The sequence below is a fragment of the Mycoplasma sp. 10961 genome, from assembly GCF_055523525.1.
Genome location: NZ_JBVFVD010000001.1, coordinates 245,367 through 266,689, shown reverse-complemented (window position 1 = coordinate 266,689; position 21,323 = coordinate 245,367). Strand labels below are relative to the sequence as shown.

Here is a 21,323-nt window from a genome sequence, read left to right as displayed (position 1 = left end):
ATGTATATTATTAAATTAACTATAAAATTTCAAAATGAAACAAAAAGATTTTAAACCCCCCCCCCGCCCTTGATTGCAATCAAGGGGGCCTTACTTTTGAAAAAGTAAGCAAAACTTCCAGAAAACACGTGGCCGTGTTTTCTATTTTATTATTTTCTTTTTTATTAAAAAATATTAAAATTAATATGCATCAATTTTTATTTCATCATTGATGCTTCTGTGTAATGTTCGAAGTATCTCTAAATACTCAGCCATAATCTTATTGGCTTCAAGGTTATTTCCTTGTGCATTCACAGAGACACTATTAAACTTTGAGATGTATAATTCAAGAGTTTTAAAAAATGAGTTTGTTTTCTTATGGATAAATGCTAGTTTTCCAACGGCAGGGATAGAATAATCTAAACCTTTCTCAAGAGCTCACATTTCTGTAAAGCTTAGATATTTTCCATTAGGTTCTTTGGCAAAGTATTTTTTTCCATTATATTTAAAATACAAATTATCATCAGAAGAATGTACTAACACAACATCAGAATTATAAGGAAATATAATCCTTTTGTCATGCATATCGAAAGCTGCAAGGTTTTTGCCTTGGTATCTAACAACACCATTTAAAACTTTTCTATTAATCTCTAAATCAACGGCTCAATTGCCGTTTTTCTTTCCTTCTTTTTGAAAGACATTATGTTTAGAAATTATTTTTTTATTCCTCGTGTTGTAATAATTTTGAAATACTTCGTTGTTTTGCTTTAAATCGTTAATATCTTTATATCCGTTTTCATGAATTAATAATGGGTATTGATCTAATGATGTTCTAAAAGATCTCTCAACGTGTGGTTTATGTTTGGGATTAGATGAACTGAGTACTTCTATTCCTTTTTTATTTAAATCTTTTTCAAAAATTGTTTGTGCGTTTTCGTTTCCCCAAAAAGTTCTTCTTTTATCAGTATAAATTTTCTTTGGAAATCCGTATTTTTTAAATAGTATTTCTAACAGCCTTTGATATCCTAATGTTGTTTCTTGTTCTTCAAATCATGCTGCTAACAACGTTCCTGTTGCCACATCAATTCATGGTAAAGATATAATGCTTTATTATTTTTTAAATATGGCTCAAGTTGTGCATCAATCTCAACAATTTCACTAAAATTTAAATTTTTCTTTAGATTCAAAACTTGTTTTTGTTTTGGTTGATTTTTTGATACTAATTTTTTAGTAGTAATATTATCTTTTTTGAAGTTTTTTTCTTTGATAATCTTGCAATTTTTCTTCCTCTTTTGGTTGTATGTATATTAAATAATCCTAATTGGTTGAATCTTCTTACCAAAGTTTTGTAAGAAATTTTTTGCCTTATAAAAGAACCATATTCTGAATAATAATAACTTTTAAACGAAAGTTGGTTATTTGTTAGAACACTGTTTAAAATAATTTCACATGTTTTTAAATAATCTTTAAACACTAATTCAATTTCTGAATCGGTAACTTTGCAACTTCTTTGTTGATTTTTATTTTTATGACTGATGTCAATTTCTTGATTACTTTTTATTATTTTTTTATATCTTTTTACAGTTGATACACTAAGGTTTGTAATTAAACTAAGTTGAGATAAAGATTTTTCAATATTAGCAGCAATTAATATGAGAGATTGCTGTTTTTTTAGTTCGTAGTTTGTTAAGTTTTTGTACTTATCTATGTTATGTTTGATTCTCATAAATAATTTATACCATATTTTAATTAAATTAGTTCATTTTCCAAGGGATTTATATATGGACCTAAATAGTTGTCATTGGACAGCAAAATAATTAAGCTAAAAAATACTAAATAAATAATGTAAGTTTGTGGTATAATAGATCTGCAAAATACACAATCTTAATTAAGGAGTTAATATGAGACAAAATAAAAGTGATTTAAGAAAATTAAGACGTCAAGATGCTAATATTAATCCTCAAGAACAGGGAATAAGATTCAAAAGATTTTTAGGAGATGATTCTAATATGGAAAATGTATACCGTCCTGTTGGCGGACAAGCTTGCGGTAAGAATTGCCAAGCTAACAAAAATGCCAATGTACTTTTAGCCTTAAAATCAAAACACTTACTTAGTTTTGAACCTTTGGCAAAAGAATTTTTAGTTTTCTTTGAAGAAATTCTAAAATAATAATTAACCTTAATAAGAACCATTAATTTATTATGGTTCTTTATTTTTGAAACGGAGGAAAAATGTTAGAAATACAAAATTTAAGTAAAATCTTTAGCGACAAAAAACTCTTCGAAGGAGTTACCTTAAAATTTACTGAGTCAAATACATATGGAATTATTGGAGCCAATGGAGCAGGTAAAAGTACTTTTTTAAAAATTATTGCTGGGCAAGTGGAACCAACTAGTGGCCAAATCATTAAAGAAAAAAATAAACGTATTTCAGTTTTAAGCCAGGACCACAATGCATATGACGCATATAATGTTACTGATGTTGTTATTATGGGTAATACTGATTTATATGCTATTATGCAAGAAAAAGATGCAATTTATGCAAACCCAGATGCAACAATAGAAGATTACACCAGAGCTGGTGAATTAGAAGAGAAATTTGGTGACTTAGGTGGTTGAACAGCTGAAAACGATGCCCAAGAACTACTAAGTAATTTAGCGGTTCCTAAAGATAAATGAATGTCACAAATGAGCGAATTAACAGCGAACCAAAAAATTAAGGTTTTGTTAGCAAAAGCCTTATTCGGTAATCCAGATATTTTAATCATGGATGAGCCAACCAACCACTTAGATCTTCGCTCAATTAAATGATTAGAAAACTTTTTAATTGATTATCCAAACGTTGTAATTGTCGTGAGTCATGATAGTGATTTTTTAGATTCAATTTGTACCCATATTGTTGATATTGATTATAATGAAGCTAAAATTTATACAGGTAATTATTCATTTTGAAAACAATCTTCAGAATTAGCTCGTGAAATGATGAAACAAAGCAATGTTAAAAAAGAGGCACAAATTGAAAAACTAAAAGAATTTATTGCTCGCTTTAGTGCTAATGCATCTAAATCTCGACAAGCTACTAGTCGTAAAAAAGCTTTAGAAAAAATTACTCTTGATGAAATTAAACCATCCAACCGTAAATATCCATATGTTCGTTGGGAAATGAACCGTGATCATGGTAAACAAATTTTAAATGTTGATAATTTAACATACCATAATGAAAATGGAGAATTATTATTTGAAAACGTCTCGTTTTCATTAAAACCAGGAGAAAAAATGGTTATTGTTGGTGATGACGATATTGCTAAAACACGTTTATTAGAATGTTTAATTGGTCTTAAAAAACCCACGGGTGGAACTATTGAGTGAGGTCAGACAATTACGCCAAGTTATTACCCAAATGATAATAATTCATATTTTGAAACTGATGAAAATATCTTAGAATGAATTTCGAAATGGCCTTTAGAAAATAAAGAAAAAATAAACCAAGAAAATGATGATGCTCGTATGCGGGGATTCCTAGGTCGCATGCTCTTTAGCAATGACACAGTCTTTAAAAAAGTCAAAGTAACTAGCGGAGGGGAAAAAGCTCGTTTAATGTTTTCAAGAATGATGCTTTTAGAATCTAACTTCTTAATCTTGGATCAGCCTCTTGATCACTTAGACACCGAAAGCATTGACTCAGTTATTGAAGGTATTAATAATTATAAAGGTGGCGCAATTTTTACAACATATAACCGTGCTTTTGTTAACCAGTGTGCTAATGTAATCTTAGAATTACAAAACCCTCAAAATAGTTTTTTATTTAGAGGAGCCTTAGAAGAATACGAAGAATTACAACAGGACTAAAATGCACCGCTTTTTTGTATTTGAAAAAGAAGATGATTATTTTATTTTACCCAAAGAAACAGTAAAACATTTAAATGTTATCCGTATTAACCAAAATCCATTTATTTGCGTTTATCAATCTAAATTTTACAAGTGTGTTTTGGAGGTTGATAAGGCTAAAATAATAAATGAATTACATCAAAATCATGAATTTGATTTTGATGTAACAGTTGCCTTATCCCTAATTAAATACGAGCGTTTTGAATGAGCTTTGCAAAAACTTGTTGAATTAGGAGTAACTAAAATTATTCCCCTAATTACTTCATATACTAATGGAGAATTATATAAATATGACAAGTTTACAAAGCGTAAAAAACGCTTTGAATCAATTATCCAAGGAGCAGCTGAACAAAGCTTCCGTAATATTTTACCTGTGCTCAGCGATCCAATGGACTTTAAGAATTTAATTCACCATGAAGCAAATTTAAAAATAATTGCACACGAAAAGCAAGATTATTCAAGATCAATGCTAAATGATATAAACCAAGATACCTTATTTGTAATTGGGCCAGAAGGCGGCTTTAGTGAACACGAAATCGAATTAGCCTTGAAACATGGATTTAAATGCGTTAGTCTTGGAAAACGTATTTTAAGAGCAGAAACAGCTGCAATTTATTTAATGAGTAAAATAAAAATCTAAAATTAGAAAAGTATTCTTTTTCTAATTTTTTTATTATAATTTATACATGAATAAAATAGACGTTAAAATTGAAATACCTAAAAATTCAAGAATTAAATATGAATATAACCGTAAAACTGGCGAAATAGAAGTAGACAGAATTCTCAGAGGAGATTTTGTCTATCCATGTAATTATGGATTTGTCCCAAATGCATTAGATTGAGATGGTGATGAACTTGATGTTTTAGTATATTCAAGTGAAACCTTTCATCCTGGGGCAAAGCTTAGTGCCCGTATTATTGGAGCTATGAAAATGGTCGATGATGGTGAAACTGATACAAAATTAATCGCCGTGCACAGTGATGATTATCGCCTGGATCATATTCAAAACTTAAAAGAACTTCCTTTACCTTTTTTAGATAGTATTAAGACATTCTTTAGCACATATAAAAATTGAAAACGTGAAGGTATTACAGTTGTTTCTGGTTTTGAAGGTCTTGAATATGCAATCCAAGAATATAATGAATGTGTAAATTTAATGAAAGAATATGGAGACTTACCTAAGCAAGAATTCATTGAAAAAATGAAACAACTTCACCCAGAAAAATATCCAAATTAAAATAAATATGATTCCCGCTTCTGAATTTTTCAGAAGTGGGTTTTTATATAGGCGGACAAAAACGAGACATAAATATATTGATTTTTTGTGAACTTTTTTGTTTTAACCAAAGGGGGAATTACATTGGGCAAAAGTAAGCAAAACCAACAAAAACACTACTGTGTTTGATCGTTTACACATACATTTTTTATATAGAAATTATGTTAAAGTTAAAAGACAATTGTTTTGTTAATATTTTGCATGTGACTTTCCAAAATACAAAATAAAAATTTAGTAAACTTATGTTATAATTTTTATGATATTTTTAGAAAATTATGGAGGTATGATATGAAAAACATTAAAAATGTTAAAACATTTTTAAAAATTTCTAGTTTAACAACTGGTTTTTTTGCATTGCCACTTGGTTTTAGTTTTTTGAACCCTACTTTGAGCAAAAAAACTGAAAATTATGAAATTCTTAGTAAAATAGAAAATGTGAATCTTACAAATTTAGTAATTTCACAAAAATCTAACGAATCGAAAACTGAGCAAATCAATTACGGAGTTAATAGATTTGATGTTTTTGGTTCGTTTTCAGTTGATTTTATAAAATCATTGAAAACACATTTAGAAAACAATCTAGGACAAGTTGTCCAAGTTAAATTTGAAGAATATATTGGTATAGTATCAATAGCCCATGTAAAAGGCATTGATAATAAACAATTATTTGATTTAATTGAAGAATTTTTTAAAGATAATCAAAAGGAATATAGAAAAATTTATAACTTTACTACTGGAATTTATTATGATGAATTCAAATATGTTAATACTGCAAATAAATCAGTAATAAATAAAAGCTCATCAGATAGTAGATATTATAATTCCTCATTTGAAACACAAAAAGAAAACGATAGTATATTCGCTTTTGTTGGGTTAGATAAGGAAACAAGGTTTAAACATTTTAATAGTTTTATTGATAGTAAATTGAATGTTGGAGTTTTAGAGGGAGGAGTTGCTGAAACACATTCAAATGCTTTTGAGTGAAATCGTAAGTATGGAAATGGAATATGGTGGAGAGACATGTGATTCTATACAGAAAAATCATCAAGGCACGCAACCCAAGTTTCAGAATTAATTGCTGGAAAAAAAGGCATTAATCCATCTCTTACAGTTGTTTCTGTACAGACTGACTTAGAATGAAATGGTCTTAGCAGCGAAATGAATTATTTGATATGATACACAAATATAGTTAATAATAGTTGAGGTTTAGGCTATGATAACAAAAAACCAATCCCTGAATGGATGTTAACTTATAATTGGGCATCAAAATATTTTGATGATTTAATTTTTAATAACCCAGAACTCATTAATGTTATAGCTGCTGGAAATGCATACAGAAAGAAAAATGATATATTTGAAATTGCATTGTCTAAAAATAGCATCATAGTTGGCGCAACAAGTGAATGAAATTGAGAAAATAAAGCAAGTTCAAGCCAAGTAGGTAATGACTTAAATTATCTTTCAGTTGTATCTCCCGGCGGATATTATTGATTTACTGATAGAACACAGTATTATGATGAGGATGGAAATTTAAGAACAGGTGGATATTATAATAAGGGGACGAGCTTCTCAGCCCCAGTAATTACAACAATGGCAGGAATGTTAAAACAAAAGTATAAAACTTATTTTGATTTAGGGTCAGATTCAATTATTTTCAAATCTGCTCTGATAACTGGATCAAGAAAGCCTAATGGTATAAATTCGCTTTATACAAATGAAACTGGATATGGGATTCCAAATTATAAAAAAATCGAAAAAGCAATCCAGTCTTTAATAATCTTACCTAAAACTGACAAAAGTAATGATTTATCAAAAAACTCTCACCAGGTATACTTGAACAAAGGGGATAAAATACGCGCTTCTTTAGCCTTCTTATACAATGGAACAAATGATAAAACTGATATTGATTTTAGAATTAAAGATATAAATGGTAATATTGTTGCTTCTTCTAACTCTTCGGACAAAAATGTTGAAGTTGTTGAATTTGTAGTTCCCAATTCAGGATTTTATAGATTTGAGGCATATAGATATTCAGAAAACTCAAATCCTGTGGAAGTAGCTATTAAATATGCAAAGGAAAATAACTAAAAATGGCTTGAAAAATGCGAAGAGGTTTAAAGTATTCTCTTATATTTTTAGGATCAGCATTGTTAGTTATACCTACATCTCTTTATACTTTGTATAGAATTCAACATAAAGAATGAACTGAGCATTCTAAAATATATTTTAACAATTACTGAAATGATAATCATACCCTTTTTACTTTAGAAGGCGCTTATCCATCAACATTTTATAAAGATAATGATAGAATTTCAAAAGATAAACAAGTAGAGCCTTCTTCAGCTTGAGAATACGGTAATAACCCTGAACGTCTTGACAAAGAAGCTAACAAAAGTGTCGATAATTGGGTTTATTCCAAGGAAAACATCCAAAACACAACTTACCTATTTAAGACTAAAAAAGAGTTTATTGATTTATTTTTAAAGCTAGAACCTGACAGGTATGTAGATGAAAATTCTATAACTAAGCAATATAAAGAATTGTTAGATAAGGTGGATTTTGCACAACAAGATCTTATTTTACTTAATAATTATGTCAATATATTCATGCCTAAGGACGGAGACAGGAGAAAACTAGGGTGAGATATTAAAGAATATAGTTATAATGATAGTAATAAGACACTCACATTAAAATGAGATGAAAATTATGAGCAAAAAAAATATTGGTGAAAGTCAAATTGCCAGTGAGGTTGCGTAGTTGATAAAGCATTAGGTTCAAATTACTGATACAGAAGCTTTTTTATAATAGTTAATAAAACAAGTTTAAACGATTATAAAGATTTAAAGATAGAAATGCAATATGAGTGATTAAAATAATTTTTAATATAAATCCGGACTGAAAAGTTAACATGAAAATATTAACTTTTCTGTCCGGCTTTAAAACGAGATATGAAAATATTAATTTTTGTGTTCTTTTTACGTTTTTAATCAAAGAGGGTTATATTCGGCAAAAGCAAGCAACACCAACAAGAAAACACTGTCGTGTTCCATTGTTTACACATATATTTTTATGCAAAATTTATATTAAAATTGAAAAACAATTATTTTGTTAATATTTTGCAAGTGACTTTTCCAAAAAACAAAATAAAAATTTAGTAAACTTATGTTATAATTTTTATGATATTTTTAGAAAATTATGGAGGTGCAAAATGAAAAATATCAAAAATCTTAACACTTTCTTAAAAGTTTCAAGTTTAACAACTGGTTTTTTTGCATTACCACTTGGTTTTAGTTTTACATCACAACAAGAAAGTAAGAAAGCAGAAAACTTTAAAAATAATAAAGTTGAACATGTAAATGTTACAAATTTATTAATATCAAATAAATCAGACGAATCAGAAACAAAAAAAATCAATTATGGTGTTAATAGATTTGATGTTTTTGGTTCGTTTTCAATTGATTTTATCAAATCATTAAAAACACATTTAGAAACTAAATTAGGCAAACAGATTCAAATGAAGTTTGAAGAACATGTAGGAGTTATATCAATCGCACATGTCCGTGGAATTAACTATAAGTATTTATTAAATTTAATAGATAAATATTTTGAGGATACTCAAAAAGAATATAGAAAAATTTATAATTTTACAACTGGGGTATACTATGATGAATTTGTCAAGAACAAATTAGCAAATCCAATAGTAGAAAATAAATCATTTCCTGATAATCGGTATAACCATAGTGATTTTGAATTAAATATGTTGAATAATTATTATTTTTCATATGTTGGATTGGATAAAGAAACAAGATCTAATCACCTTAGAAATTTTATAAATTCAAAATTAAATATAGGTGTCTTGGAATACGGAGTTGTCGAAACTCATTCAAAAGCTTTCGAGTGAAACAGAAAACACGGTAATGGGTTATGGTGAAGAAATGAATTGTTCTACTGAGAGGATTGATCAAGACATGCAACACAGGTTGCAGAATTAATTGCCGGAAAAATGGGAATCAATCCCACTCTAGGTATTGTCTCAGTTGAATTAGCCTTTAATTGAAATGGTATATCTGGTGAAATGAATTACTTGCTAAAGCACACAAATATTGTGAATAATAGTTGAGGTTTGCCAGGTTATAATGATGAAGTAATTCCTAAAGATCTATTGACATATAATTGGGCATCAAAATATTTAGATGATTTAATTTACAATAATCCTGAATTAATCAATATTGTTGCAGCGGGTAATAGATTTAATAATGGAAAAAATGATCTTTTTGAAATTTCATTATCTAAAAATAGCATTATAGTTGGTTCAACTGACTCTTCAAATTTAGAAAAAAAAGCATTTTATAGTCAAATTGGGAATGACCTAAATCATCTTTCTGTTGTAACACCAGGTGGTTATTATTGATTTACTGATAAAACTCAAGTTCGAGAAAATGGTCAGCTTGTCGAAAAAGAAAACTATGCACGAGGAACAAGTTTTTCAGCACCAGTAGTTGCTGCAATAGCTGGAATGCTGAAACAAAAATACAGATCTTATTTTGATCAAGGCTCAGACTCGATTATCTTTAAATCTGCTTTAATAACTGGTTCAAGAAAGCCAAAAGATGTAAAGGAAATTTATACTAATGAAACCGGCTTTGGAATTCCTGATTACAAGAAAATTGAAAAAGCATTGCAATCGCTTATTTTATTAAAATCTACAGATAAAAGTAAAAATTCATTTAATAACTCAAGATCAGTTTATCTTAATAAAGGCGAGAAAATTAGGTCATCATTAGCATTTTTATATAATGGTACTTTAGATAAAACTGATATAGATTTTTATGTGAAGAATTCGTCAGGATCGGTTATTGCATCTTCTATGTCTTCCAATAAAAATGTTGAAGTTTTAGAATTTACTGTTCCAGAATCAGGTTGATATACCTTTGAAGCTCAAAGATTTTCAAATAATACAAATCAAATTGAAGTTGCAATTACCTACGTAAAAGAAAACTAATGAAAAAAACATTGAAAAAAATTATTAAGTATTCAAGTATATTTTTAGCAAGTACTTTAGTAATAGTTCCTGTAAGTTTATATACATGATATAGAGTTGAATATAATCAATTCATATCACATTCTAATATTAATTCAAACACTTATTGAAATAAAGATCGTTCCCTTTTTACTCTAGAAGGATTATCACCCCAACTATTTTCAAAAGATAATGATAGATATGCAAACAGTGACCAAAATATCTTGCATTCTCATTGGGAATATGGTAATACACCTGAACGTCTTAGCGAAAATGTTGATCAAAGTGTTGACAATTGAGTTTATGCGAATAAAAATATCCAAAATACCACATATTTATTTAAAAATAAAAACGAATTTATAAATTTATTTTTAAAGATAAATCCTAATTATTATAAAGATGCAAATTTTATAAATAAAGAATTTAAAGAGCTACTTGATACTGTAGATTTTAGCCAAAAAGATATTATTTTATTAAATAATTATATTACAACAAGTATGCCAGGCAGGGGAGATCGCCGCAAACTTGGTTGAGATATAAAAAATTATAATTATAATGATTCAACTAAAACATTAAAACTAAATTGAGATAAAAATTATCAGCAAAATCATAAATATACATGAATAGGATATAATAATATTTGAGTTTCTGATAAAGCTTTGGGGTCTAATTATTGATACCGTAGTTTCTTTATCATTGTAGATAAAACTAGTTTAAATGATTATAAAGATTTAAAAATTAAAATGGAATATGAGTGGTTAAAATAATTCATTAAAGCAGAATTTGCAGTGAAATTCTGCTTTTTATTTAGTTGATAATGGACATTTTTATGCAATTTATTATAATTAAAAAAATATAAAGGAGTTAATTTGCATACAAATCTATTACATCTGCTTTGTATTATTAGTTATACACCAAAAAGCAAATGGAAAAATATTTTAGATAGTAAAGCCATACAGAAACCTTAAAATTTCTGTGTGGCTTATAATTACTTTCTTTTTTACTTCTAAGAAAAATAACTACATACTAATTATCTACTAGTAGACCTTGTACGTAGTAGATTTATAGTAATTTACTAAATGACATATTTTTTAATATATAATATATGTATGCAAAAAAAACTTAAATATTTATATTAAATAGTTGTATTTAGTTTTTTTGCAAAATACATAAACAAAAGAAAAAAGGAGAAAAATGCTTAAAACAAAAATTAAAAAACTGCTTATATGACCTATTGCAACATTAGGTAGTTTTACTAGTTTATTTGCAATATTGCCGCAGAATTATTCATCAAAAATTACCAATTGGTATGATAATCTTACAAGTGATAAATTTGAACTTAGAGCTCAAAAATCAATAACCATTACAAATTCTAGTGGAGTTGAACGCCATAAATATTTAAGTAATGATTATGAATTAAAATTATTGTTAAATCCTGGTTTTTTAGGTGATGACGAGAAAAAAATTAAAGAATTTAACGAGAAATTTATCAGTAAAATTAAAGCTCATGGGTTTAACTTTTCCGAATATAAAGTAAGCCAAATGATGCCTGTTGCATGGTTCTATTTTAAGAGTGAAAAAGATCGTGAAATTTTTACTAAATCAATTAAAAATTGAACTGAAATATATAAATTCTTAATTTATGAAAATACAAGGGCAGTTTCTGAACGACCAATACCCCTTGAAGAATGGCTTACAGATATTTATAAACCTGATAATTACGTAGAACCATATGAAAGTAATAAAGGTTATTATCATTTTAAAAATTCGATGGATAAAAATTTAGAAATTGTTAATGCTGTTGGTTATACTGCAGAAAACCTCCCTGCTACTAATATAGGTGTACTAGAAGTTTGAGCCTATCCTTTTGATAATAATTATCTAAAATATTTCAAAAAAGGAATTAAAATAGGTGGTGCATCAACGCAAGGTGTGTATCAACATGACTACAAAGAGCATTCCACAATTGTTTCAATGATAGCTGGAGGCTACTATGGAGTATCTAGAAATTCAAAAATACACCTTTCAACATTTACAAGTTCTGGAAAAAATGGTGATTGAACTAGAGTTATTGAAAATATGGTTCTTAATGAAGGAATTAGAATTATTAATCATAGTTACGGGGCACGACGTAAAGATTATGAAGGCTATAATGATGAAACATATTTTCTAGACTATGTTTCCCGTAAATATGGAGTCATAAATGTTATCTCAGCCGGCAACGACGGAAATAAACCAGATCATTTAATTACAAATAAAAAATTGTCTCTTAATTCCATAGTTGTTGGAGCGCTTTCTGAGTCAGCAACTAAAAATAATTTAAACGGAAATAAGGTTCATTTCAGATCTAATTATAAAATTCAAGATAAATTTGATACATTGGGCAAACCTCTTGTAGTTGCCCCTTCGTACTTTTATAACCCTGTGTACAATATAAATGACAACCAATGGGGAACAAGTTATGCAGCACCTATGGTAACAGGTCTTATATCAAATTTACTTAACTATAAACCCCACATACAAAATAGTGATTTTAAAGTTCCGCTTGTCAAAGCAATTTTATCTGCTTCTGCTATAACTCCAAAACATAATGATGTAATTTATAAATCAAGTGGATATGCACAAAAATATGGGGCAGGCACTGTTGATTTCAAAGCGATGTTGCAAGCAGCAGATAATGCTCAAACAATTCAAATTCACCCTACTCGTGAATATGGTGACGTATTTATTAGTAATACAATAAATTTAAAAGGAAATCAAACAATTAAAATTTCTAGTTCCTGAACTTTTAATGCTGGACAGTTAAAAAATAATGAAATTAGTCCAGGTTATTGAAATTATGCATTTCCTTTCATTAAGTCTTTTAATCAAACCTATGAGCAATCTGAATGAAATAAAGCCCACATTGATGAAGCAAGACTCAAAAAAGAAGAGTTAATAAAGCGCCAAGGAGGTAAATGGGTCAGTGATTATGATTTATATCTTGAGCGAAAGGATACAAATGGTTCATGAGTCATTGTTAAAAGTGTTGGTTCAGTATTAACTAATGATGAACTTATTGAATTTAAAGTTGATGTACCAGGTCAATATAGATATAGAATTAAAAAGTTTAGTACAAATACTTTCACAAATTCAGTTGATGATTTAATTGCAGTTACACATTTGGTGCGAGATGAAAATGATTAAGAAAATATTTTTAACTTGTTTACCATTGTCAATGCCTTTTGCACTAATTTCGTGTAATAATCAAAATTCATTTTATGAATTTGAAAAGAAATTTACCGAAGTTGATAAAGTATTTAATGATTATATACAAGCAAAGCGATTTATTCCTGGATCCTTATCAAAGGATAATATTACTAAACTTAGACTAAAATATAATATTGGTAGTTTTAATGATAATTACTTTAAAGACCAAAATCTAGTAAATAATAATTTTGTAACAATTAAAAATAAAAAGGAATTTGAAAATATTATTATTGATAGATTTCATGAACTTTACCCTAGGGAAGAAACCAAAGTAACTGATAGTGAACTAAAAGAAACTTTTGAGAAATTATATCTAGGGAATGAAGAAGTTTATCAAGTGCTGAAAAATTATGATTTATATATATATGTAAACAGTTATGGAAACGAAACACCTGCACGATGAGGATTTAAATTTATACCTTTTATCAATCAAGAAAAAGTAGTAATTAATACTTTTGGTGATAAACGTTACAGTATTGTTCCTGATCGTGCACCTTTTGCAGACTCTTGAGGAGTTTTTAAGGTTCCAAAGAATAAAAAGGTGATCTTTAATAATATTGACTACGGACCTCGTGAAACATATTATTCAAGGATGCTAAGTTGATATTATAATGAATTTAAAAAATATTATTAAATTATCGAGAAAATTAATTACCATTTATAAAAAAATACCAAGAAGTAATTCTTGGTATTTTCAATTTATTTATCTAAAAGCATCATTATTTCTTCTTTATAAATTGGTTTATTATTTAAATATGGAGTTTCTAAAATAACTGGTATATTATCAAAATCTGGATCATGTACAAATTCTTGTAATGTTTTAAGGCCTATAGTTCCTAATCCAATATTAGCATGGCGATCTTTATGACTGGCTAATTGATTTTTAGAATCATTTAAATGAATAACTTTAACATGTTTTAATAAATCATATTTAAATAATTCTTGCTTAAATTCTTGGTAATTTTGCAAATCGTAACCTGAATCCCATAAATGACAAGTATCAAGACAAACCTGGACTCTTGGATCATTAGTTCAATCTAATAAATATCTAATTTGTTCAAAATTAATTCCAATTTCTGTTCCTTTTCCACTCATTGTTTCAATGCAAATTACAACGTCCTTAGTTTGACTAATAATATATTTTAAACTATCTACTAATTGTTCTAATGCTTCTTGTACTTCATAAGTAGTATAAGCGCCAGGGTGCAAAACCAAATATTTTAAACCTAAATAATTCATCCTTTCAATTTCTTTAATTAAAAAATCATTTGAAAAATTAGCTTTTGATGGATTAGCTGGATTAATAATATATGGAGCATGTACAATAATGTCTTCTTGTGAAATTTTATCTTTATAATTCGCAAGATATTCTTCAAGTTTATAATTTTCTTTTGGTACCCTAATAGTTGTTTGTGGAGCCCCTAAATAAATCATCATGGTATTTGCACCATTATCAAGTGATTCTTGAACTGCAGCTGGTAAATAACCTGGTTTTTTAAATGAAATATGTGAACCTAATTTAATCATATTTACTCCTATTTTTTTCATCTTCAATAATCAAGGTATCTACTAAAACACCTTCTTGTTGTTGTGTTTCTAAATAATCATGTATCATTCGGATAATCATCATCCCGATCTTTGGATAATCAACAAAGATTTTTGCTTTGTAATTTTTCACTACATCAAAGATTGATTGATAACCTATATCTGTCATTTTAAATTCTTTATTACCTAAAGTATTCATAATTGACACATAGACCTCATGTGTTGAACAAACAATATTTTTAATTCCGGCAAATTTTAACTTTTTATTAAGATTTTGAATATTGATTCAATTTTTCTTTGTTTCTAAATAGTAAATTGAACAATTTAAATCATTTTTTTGGCAAGCAGCATTAAAGCCATTTTTAATTTCATTTTTTTCTGTATCAGAAAGTTTTTCATCTAAGATAAGGGCTAGTTGCTGGTTACGGTTATGTTTGAAAACTTCAACACTATTATAAAAACTTGTTTCAAAATCAGTTTTAATTCAGTTTAAGTCGTCAATATTATGTCCATAGATTACAATTGCGGTTTCTTTAGAAATATTTTTCAAATAATCAAAAACTCTTTTATGGTAATCAGGAATTAATGCAACAATTGCTAAAGGCTTTCAACTAAGGGCATATTTAATCGTTGCAATATAATCATTAGAAGCTGTTTCGCTATAAGTAGTTACTACATGTCAATCATTCTTAGCACTTTCTAATACCAGACCGCTTGTAATTAAATTAAACTTATTTTGAATGGCATTTGGCATTATTACAAAGATTGTTCGACTTTTACCCCTTACAATGCTAGCCCCGTAATTGGGGATATAACCATATTTATTAATAATGCTTTGAATTTTATTAGTAGTTTTATCAGAAATATAGCCATTATTAAAAAATCTACTAACCGTTGATATTGAAACCCCAGCTAATTTTGAAATTCCTTTATAACTAATTTTCTTTGTTTTGGCATCTTGTTCAATGTTACCTTTGCTGTTTTTCATATTGAAATATTATAAGAAAATAACCAAAAAATAAAACAATTAAAATTAAAAAAATCCCTCTAATTTAAATTATAAACTGGGAAATTTTTTTCGGACGGTTTAACCTTCCCCAACCATACCATTTGGCTAAGCCAAACGGAATGCTTTGGGAAGGTTTTTTTATCTTATTCTTTTATAATTATATCAGTTTATAAATTCTTTGATTTTTTGTGATAATTCAATAAAAGTAAGTTTTTTACAGGTTTGATCAAAATTTGGGAAAATTTCACTTTTAAGAATTGAAAAGAAATACTCAATTTCACGATTGTCAAGACTATTACCAATTCTTGACATTGATATTTTACCTTTTAGTGATTTTATTTTTTTAGTATATTCGACCGACGAATAAGCAGTTCCATGGTCAGAATGTAAAATAAAATTATTTTTGAATTTTGTATTACTGATATTATTCAAAATTAGTTCAGTATCATTTCTAAGTGATAATTCATAGGTCACAAACTTAGTTTTATGATCAATAATTGCAGATAAATAAATATGATTTTGTTCAATATCTTTTGGTGCTGGTATGTAGGTCACGTCTGTTGCATATATATTATTGTTACGTGAATTATAATCTCTTTTTACTAAATCAGGTATTTTAATACTAGTATTTTTAGATTCCTTGGTTTTACGTTTTTGTCTAACAAATGTTTTCAAATTAAGCTTTTTCATATAATTTCCTAGGGTTCTAGGATTTATTTGAATATTATATTCTTGGAAAATATATTTAGCAAGTCTCCTTCGTCCATACCTTTCTTTATTTTCGACAAAACTTTGAAAAATTATTTCTTTGTGTTTAACCTTTAGTTCTTTAGTCTTGTTGTTATCTTTCAATTTCTCGTAATATGTAGATCTTGAAACACATATCATTTTAGATTTTTTAGTATGTGAAAGATTCTTGATTTTCTTTATCTTTGAGATATCTGCATCAATATTATTTTCATTAAAAATTCGATAGTAGTATTTTATAACTGCATCTTTTTCATCATCTTTAAGAGTATCAATTCATGTATAATCGAGAACTTTCTTTTTCTTTCTCCCAACACCTTTATCTTTCTTAGGTGATTTACCGCTTTGTGATTCTATGTTCATATTTAAATTATACAGTTTTCTTTTCTTTAACATATTTCTCATTGATTCTTTATTTCAGTATACTTTTCTGATATCAAAACAGAAATTATCAAATTCTGCCTTCGTTATTCCCAGGTTCAAATATTTATCGTATAAGTCAAAAATTTTGATTCATTCTTTAGTCTTTAAATGCCTCATAACTACCTCTCTTTCTTTATATTAAAAATATTCGGATTTTGTCCGAATATTTTTTCCCTGTCTATTAGAGGGAAAGATATTATTATGGGAAAGGAGCATTTATTATAGCTCAAGAAGTATATTACTGAAATATACACTCTTACCTAGGTAAGCATTGATTTAATTATAATATAATTTATAAAATTCCAAAATGTTTTTTTTAAAAAATAATTTAATGTTTTTTGGAAAAGTCACACGCGAGATATTAACAAAATAATTGTCTTTTAATTTTAACATAATTTTTATATAAAAAAATGTATGCGAAAACAGAAAACACGGCAGTGTTTTCTCGTCGGTTTTGCTTACTTTTGCCAAAAGTAAGGCCCCTTTGATTGCAATCAAAGGCGGGGGATTAAAAAAGTTTTTAGGTTATCTTATATTGCCGGACAACTTGCCGATAGTTATTTATTTTTTCCATCATATAATCAATTTCTTGCTGAGAATATTTATCTAAGCTTTTTCCTTTGGGAATGTAATACCTAATTAAGCGGTGCATATTTTCTATTGAGCCTTTTTGTCATGAACTATATGGTTGGCATTTAAATAATCTTTCAGTTGGAATGACCTGGTGCAATAAGACATTCTCACTACCATTATCAACTGTTAAAGTTTTAATGTCTAAGTTATGTTTCTTGATTAGTTTTAGAAGAGTTTGTTTGATAGCTTTGGAATTGCGTTTTGAGAGCATAGCATAAGACATTCTGGTTTGCCGTTCAATTATGGTCACAATACAATATGTATCATTGATTTTACCAATAACGGTGTCTAATTCAAAATGACCATGTTCTGAGCGATTATTGATATAAGCTGGACGTTTCGAAATTTCTGTTGCATATTTTAATGTTTTAGGTTTGGTTTGTTTCTTCTTCCTTATGCCATATTTGCCTTCAGATTTTTTAACAATGTGGCTAAAATCAAGGAAATAAGGGTATTTTTTAATTATTTTATAAATTGTACTAGGTGAAGGAGCAAATTCATCAGGTGATAATTCTTTAAAAGAATTCACAAGATAGGTAACTGATTTCTTAACTTCTTTTTGCACTAAGTTCTTTTTATTTCTATTTTTATTGTATGTATTAAGCTCACTATGCCAATATTTTCTGTAGGCCTTTCATTTCTCTTTAATTGCATCACTTACAAAAAAGAGTCGTGAAAATGAATAGTCTAATAAATGTTCGTATAGTTTAGTAAAGTTAAGGGTTTTAACACGCATGACTCTTTTTGAACACTTAGGACAAGCATAGCGATTTTGTTTATCTAAACTAAGTGGTCTGCGATTTGTAATAATTTGGATTTTGCTTTTTATACTTCGAATGTCTCTATCAAAAATTTTGGCTACTTCTTGGATTGAGAAGCCTTCAGAAAGTTCTTGTAAAATATTATAAAGTTGTTCTAGATCAATTTGATCTGATCGTAATTTTCGTTGCGTCCCAAGAGCTCCTTGCATTTTCAAGATAGTATTGTAATTCTCTTCAATTTTAAAATGTTGATATTTATTTTCTTTTCGATATTTGTCAAAAACACAAATATATTTTTCTAAATTTTTCATATAATTTTAAGGTCTCCTTATAATTTTTAAAATTTTATTAATGCAATTATTTTATTACAAGGCAGACAAAAAACAATGTCACATGCAAAAAACTTGCATGTGACATTTCCAATTAATAAAAAATAATTTAAATTTTATAACCTAATTTTTTTGGATTTATTATTACCAACAAATATTATAAAAAGGGGTATTTTTTAAAAAATTAAATAAATAATGTTTATTTTTACTACAAATTTAAAAAATTAATATATAATTAACCAAAGATTTATACATAGGAGGTTTAATTGAGTCAAACAAAGAAAAATTCACTTTCAGAAGTTAATTTTATTTTATATGCTCTTAATTATATTGTTGGATTTGGATTTATTGCGACAATTTCAAGCTTAATAAACCAAGGTGTTTGAGGAATTTTAATTTTTATCTTAACATCAATCATTATTGTAGCTGTAATCTTTGCCTTTTCACGGGCTGGTGAAAAGTACCAAAAGGAAATTGGTGGTTCATATTTATATGCGAAAAAGACTTTTGGCAAACAAATGACTTTTTTCCAAGGTTGAAACCAAGCAAGTCAAATTATCTTATTTGCAGCTACTACACCATTATTTTTTGCAAGATTATTAGAACAATTTGATCCAAATAATAAAATAGTTTACACGATTATTTCAGTTGTAGTTTATATCTTATTTGTATTACTTGGCACTTTTGGTTATAAACTATCTAAAAATTTTATTTTTATTACAGCTATTTTTAAATGAATTACTCTTATTTTAGGATTTGGATTAATTATCTACTTAATTGCACAAAGTAATTCATATGGTTCAACTTTGCGCGAACTTGGACCCTTTAGTTTAAGCGCCTTTGCTGGTGGAGTTTTAAGCTTTATTTATGCCTATGGTGGTTTTGAATCACTAGCAACTATATCAAAAGATATCGAGACCAAGCGCTTTAAGAAAATAATGCTTTTTATTTTCTTAATTGTCTTTGTCGCATACTTTATCTTTTACTTTATTTTCTTAGGTTTATCAAGAAGTAATTTAGGTTCTGGATTTGGATTAGATATTGCTTATAAAGTAGTGTGAGGAGCAACTGGTACAACTATCTTTGCAGTTGGTTTATTCTTTAACCGTATTTCTGCAACGATGGGTGGTGTGCAACCAAAAGCAAGAATGATTGCAGCTTTAGCTAATGATGGATATTTCCCGAGTGCATGAGCAAAAACCAATAAACATAATGAATATCAAAATGCCATTATTGTTTATGCAATAGTAGGAACTTTATCATCTGTTATTTTTAGCATTATTCCAACACTTGCTGGTGTTAATAATACATTTGGCAAAATCTTAAATGCTGCAAATATTTCATACTTAATTCAATATTTATTAACTATTTTCACCGTGTGATTATGATCATTAAAAAAACAAGAAAAAATTCCAGTTTGAGAACAAATTATTTACATTATTGGAATGATTGCCATTTTATTTACATTAGTTGGATCACAAATATCCTTTATTATTGAAAATAAAACTTCATTTGAAAACTTCTTGCCACTAATCTCATACGTAGCCACAATGATCTTTGGATATTTAGTTTGATTTATCTCACATAAATATAATAAAAAATATGTAAAAGTAATTAAATAACAAAAACCCTCCTATAGGAGGGTTTTATGATAGATCTTTATTTAGGTTCTTTTCTCAGTTGTAATTTAATTCCATAAATTGCCTTTCAAAAGAAAGCAAAGACAATTGGAATTAAAATACCCATCACAAAGATTAAAAGATCTAAAAGAATAATTAATCATAATTTAGTTGTTGATATAAAGAATGGACGATAAAAATGCATAAATGAGTAAATGATTGCTCCATTTTTAAATTCATACTGGGCACCTGTTACCAAATATACTACTAGTGCGAATATAAAGTATACAAATACAATACTTGATGAAATTAATAAAACAGGTTTATTAATTTTAACTTCTTTACGAGCTCAAAATAGCACGATAAATCCCATTAATGGATTAACTCCATGAGTAATTACACTTGTAAAATTATTTAGTGAAAAATTTCAAACTTGCACTCATGAAATTAAGGCTCAATAAACAGCAAAAGTAATACTAATGCAAATCACCGAAACAAAGAATAGGTTTTTAACTATTTTACATGTTGGTTTCAGTCCGATTCAAATAATCATAACCCCTAAAAATAGGTTTGATAAATTTGTAAAATATAATAAATGATATCAAGGTCCAAAAACAGTTTTAAACTCTCAATACTTTGGATGAATTGGTATTCCATCAAATGTCGAAACTAATGCATTAAATGCAATTAAGAAAGCCGAGACAAGCAAAACAAAAATACCTAAGGCTAAAATTGCATTTTGTTTTTTATGGCTAAATACTTGATAGGTTTGTGTCATGTTTATATTATAGACTATAAGATTTAAATTAAAAATAAAAATTACTTTTATCGCATTGTTAATAA

The 21,323-nt window shown here is 27.7% G+C and carries 18 protein-coding genes; 11 read left to right on the top strand and 7 right to left on the bottom strand.

The genetic code is table 4. The annotated features are described in order from the left end of the window. Window positions 1-180 precede the first annotated feature (180 nt). Both AC0B4T_RS01220 and AC0B4T_RS01215 read right to left on the bottom strand, forming a co-directional pair. The gene (locus AC0B4T_RS01220) at window positions 181-1,059 is read right to left on the bottom strand and encodes a transposase family protein (protein ID WP_465102785.1); all 879 of its coding nucleotides are present in this window, start codon (window positions 1,057-1,059) and stop codon (window positions 181-183) included. A gap of 139 nt (window positions 1,060-1,198) precedes the next feature. Next, the gene (locus AC0B4T_RS01215) at window positions 1,199-1,705 is read right to left on the bottom strand and encodes a hypothetical protein (protein WP_465102784.1); all 507 of its coding nucleotides are present in this window, start codon (window positions 1,703-1,705) and stop codon (window positions 1,199-1,201) included. Window positions 1,706-1,880: 175 nt separating this feature from the next. Here AC0B4T_RS01215 and AC0B4T_RS01210 point away from each other — a divergent pair, with 175 nt between their 5' ends. From AC0B4T_RS01210 to AC0B4T_RS01165, 10 genes are all read left to right on the top strand, one after another. Beyond that, entirely contained in the window at window positions 1,881-2,150 is a 270-nt protein-coding gene (locus AC0B4T_RS01210) for a hypothetical protein (RefSeq protein ID WP_465102783.1), read from the top strand. A gap of 62 nt (window positions 2,151-2,212) precedes the next feature. Further along, the gene (locus tag AC0B4T_RS01205; protein WP_465102782.1) at window positions 2,213-3,829 is read left to right on the top strand and encodes an ABC-F family ATP-binding cassette domain-containing protein; all 1,617 of its coding nucleotides are present in this window, start codon (window positions 2,213-2,215) and stop codon (window positions 3,827-3,829) included. A gap of 1 nt (window position 3,830) precedes the next feature. Further along, window positions 3,831-4,508: a 16S rRNA (uracil(1498)-N(3))-methyltransferase gene (locus AC0B4T_RS01200; protein ID WP_465102781.1), complete on the top strand. Its 678-nt coding sequence runs from the start codon at window positions 3,831-3,833 to the stop codon at window positions 4,506-4,508. A gap of 46 nt (window positions 4,509-4,554) precedes the next feature. Continuing rightward, window positions 4,555-5,106 carry an inorganic diphosphatase gene (locus AC0B4T_RS01195; protein ID WP_465102780.1) on the top strand — a complete coding sequence of 184 codons (552 nt, stop codon included), beginning with the start codon at window positions 4,555-4,557 and terminating at the stop codon, window positions 5,104-5,106. Between the two features lie 327 nt (window positions 5,107-5,433). Further along, complete coding sequence (locus AC0B4T_RS01190) at window positions 5,434-7,233, top strand: S8 family serine peptidase (RefSeq protein WP_465102779.1); 1,800 nt, start codon at window positions 5,434-5,436, stop codon at window positions 7,231-7,233. A gap of 2 nt (window positions 7,234-7,235) precedes the next feature. Next, complete coding sequence (locus tag AC0B4T_RS01185; protein ID WP_465102778.1) at window positions 7,236-8,021, top strand: hypothetical protein; 786 nt, start codon at window positions 7,236-7,238, stop codon at window positions 8,019-8,021. Window positions 8,022-8,353: 332 nt separating this feature from the next. Then, window positions 8,354-10,147, top strand: coding sequence for a S8 family serine peptidase (locus AC0B4T_RS01180; RefSeq protein WP_465102777.1), 1,794 nt, complete (start codon window positions 8,354-8,356; stop codon window positions 10,145-10,147). Continuing rightward, complete coding sequence (locus AC0B4T_RS01175; protein ID WP_465102776.1) at window positions 10,147-10,932, top strand: hypothetical protein; 786 nt, start codon at window positions 10,147-10,149, stop codon at window positions 10,930-10,932. Before AC0B4T_RS01180 ends, AC0B4T_RS01175 begins: the two co-directional genes overlap by 1 nt. A gap of 427 nt (window positions 10,933-11,359) precedes the next feature. Beyond that, window positions 11,360-13,351 (top strand): S8 family serine peptidase, encoded by a 1,992-nt coding sequence (locus AC0B4T_RS01170; RefSeq protein ID WP_465102775.1) that lies wholly within the window; start codon window positions 11,360-11,362, stop codon window positions 13,349-13,351. Then, window positions 13,338-14,048, top strand: coding sequence for a hypothetical protein (locus tag AC0B4T_RS01165; RefSeq protein WP_465102774.1), 711 nt, complete (start codon window positions 13,338-13,340; stop codon window positions 14,046-14,048). Before AC0B4T_RS01170 ends, AC0B4T_RS01165 begins: the two co-directional genes overlap by 14 nt. Window positions 14,049-14,113: 65 nt before the next feature. Here AC0B4T_RS01165 and AC0B4T_RS01160 read toward each other — a convergent pair whose 3' ends face one another. The 4 genes from AC0B4T_RS01160 to AC0B4T_RS01145 all read right to left on the bottom strand — a co-directional run bounded on the left by AC0B4T_RS01160 (window position 14,114) and on the right by AC0B4T_RS01145 (window position 18,843). Beyond that, entirely contained in the window at window positions 14,114-14,941 is an 828-nt protein-coding gene (locus AC0B4T_RS01160; protein ID WP_465102773.1) for a deoxyribonuclease IV, read from the bottom strand. Beyond that, window positions 14,934-15,947, bottom strand: a complete 1,014-nt coding sequence (locus AC0B4T_RS01155) for a LacI family DNA-binding transcriptional regulator (RefSeq protein ID WP_465102772.1) — start codon at window positions 15,945-15,947, stop codon at window positions 14,934-14,936. The genes AC0B4T_RS01160 and AC0B4T_RS01155 overlap by 8 nt, the downstream gene beginning before the upstream one ends. Before the next feature lie 159 nt (window positions 15,948-16,106). Continuing rightward, window positions 16,107-17,255, bottom strand: coding sequence for an IS3 family transposase (locus AC0B4T_RS01150; RefSeq protein WP_465102614.1), 1,149 nt, complete (start codon window positions 17,253-17,255; stop codon window positions 16,107-16,109). A gap of 403 nt (window positions 17,256-17,658) precedes the next feature. Next, on the bottom strand, window positions 17,659-18,843 hold the full coding sequence (locus AC0B4T_RS01145) for an IS30 family transposase (RefSeq protein ID WP_465102623.1): 1,185 nt from the start codon (window positions 18,841-18,843) through the stop codon (window positions 17,659-17,661). Window positions 18,844-19,127: 284 nt separating this feature from the next. Between AC0B4T_RS01145 and AC0B4T_RS01140 the strand changes: the two genes are divergently transcribed. Beyond that, a complete protein-coding gene (locus AC0B4T_RS01140; RefSeq protein ID WP_465102771.1) occupies window positions 19,128-20,483 on the top strand; it encodes an APC family permease in 1,356 nt (451 codons plus the stop codon). A gap of 37 nt (window positions 20,484-20,520) precedes the next feature. Here AC0B4T_RS01140 and AC0B4T_RS01135 read toward each other — a convergent pair whose 3' ends face one another. Next, on the bottom strand, window positions 20,521-21,258 hold the full coding sequence (locus AC0B4T_RS01135) for an MAGa3780 family membrane protein (RefSeq protein WP_465102770.1): 738 nt from the start codon (window positions 21,256-21,258) through the stop codon (window positions 20,521-20,523). Between the last annotated feature and the right edge of the window lie 65 nt (window positions 21,259-21,323).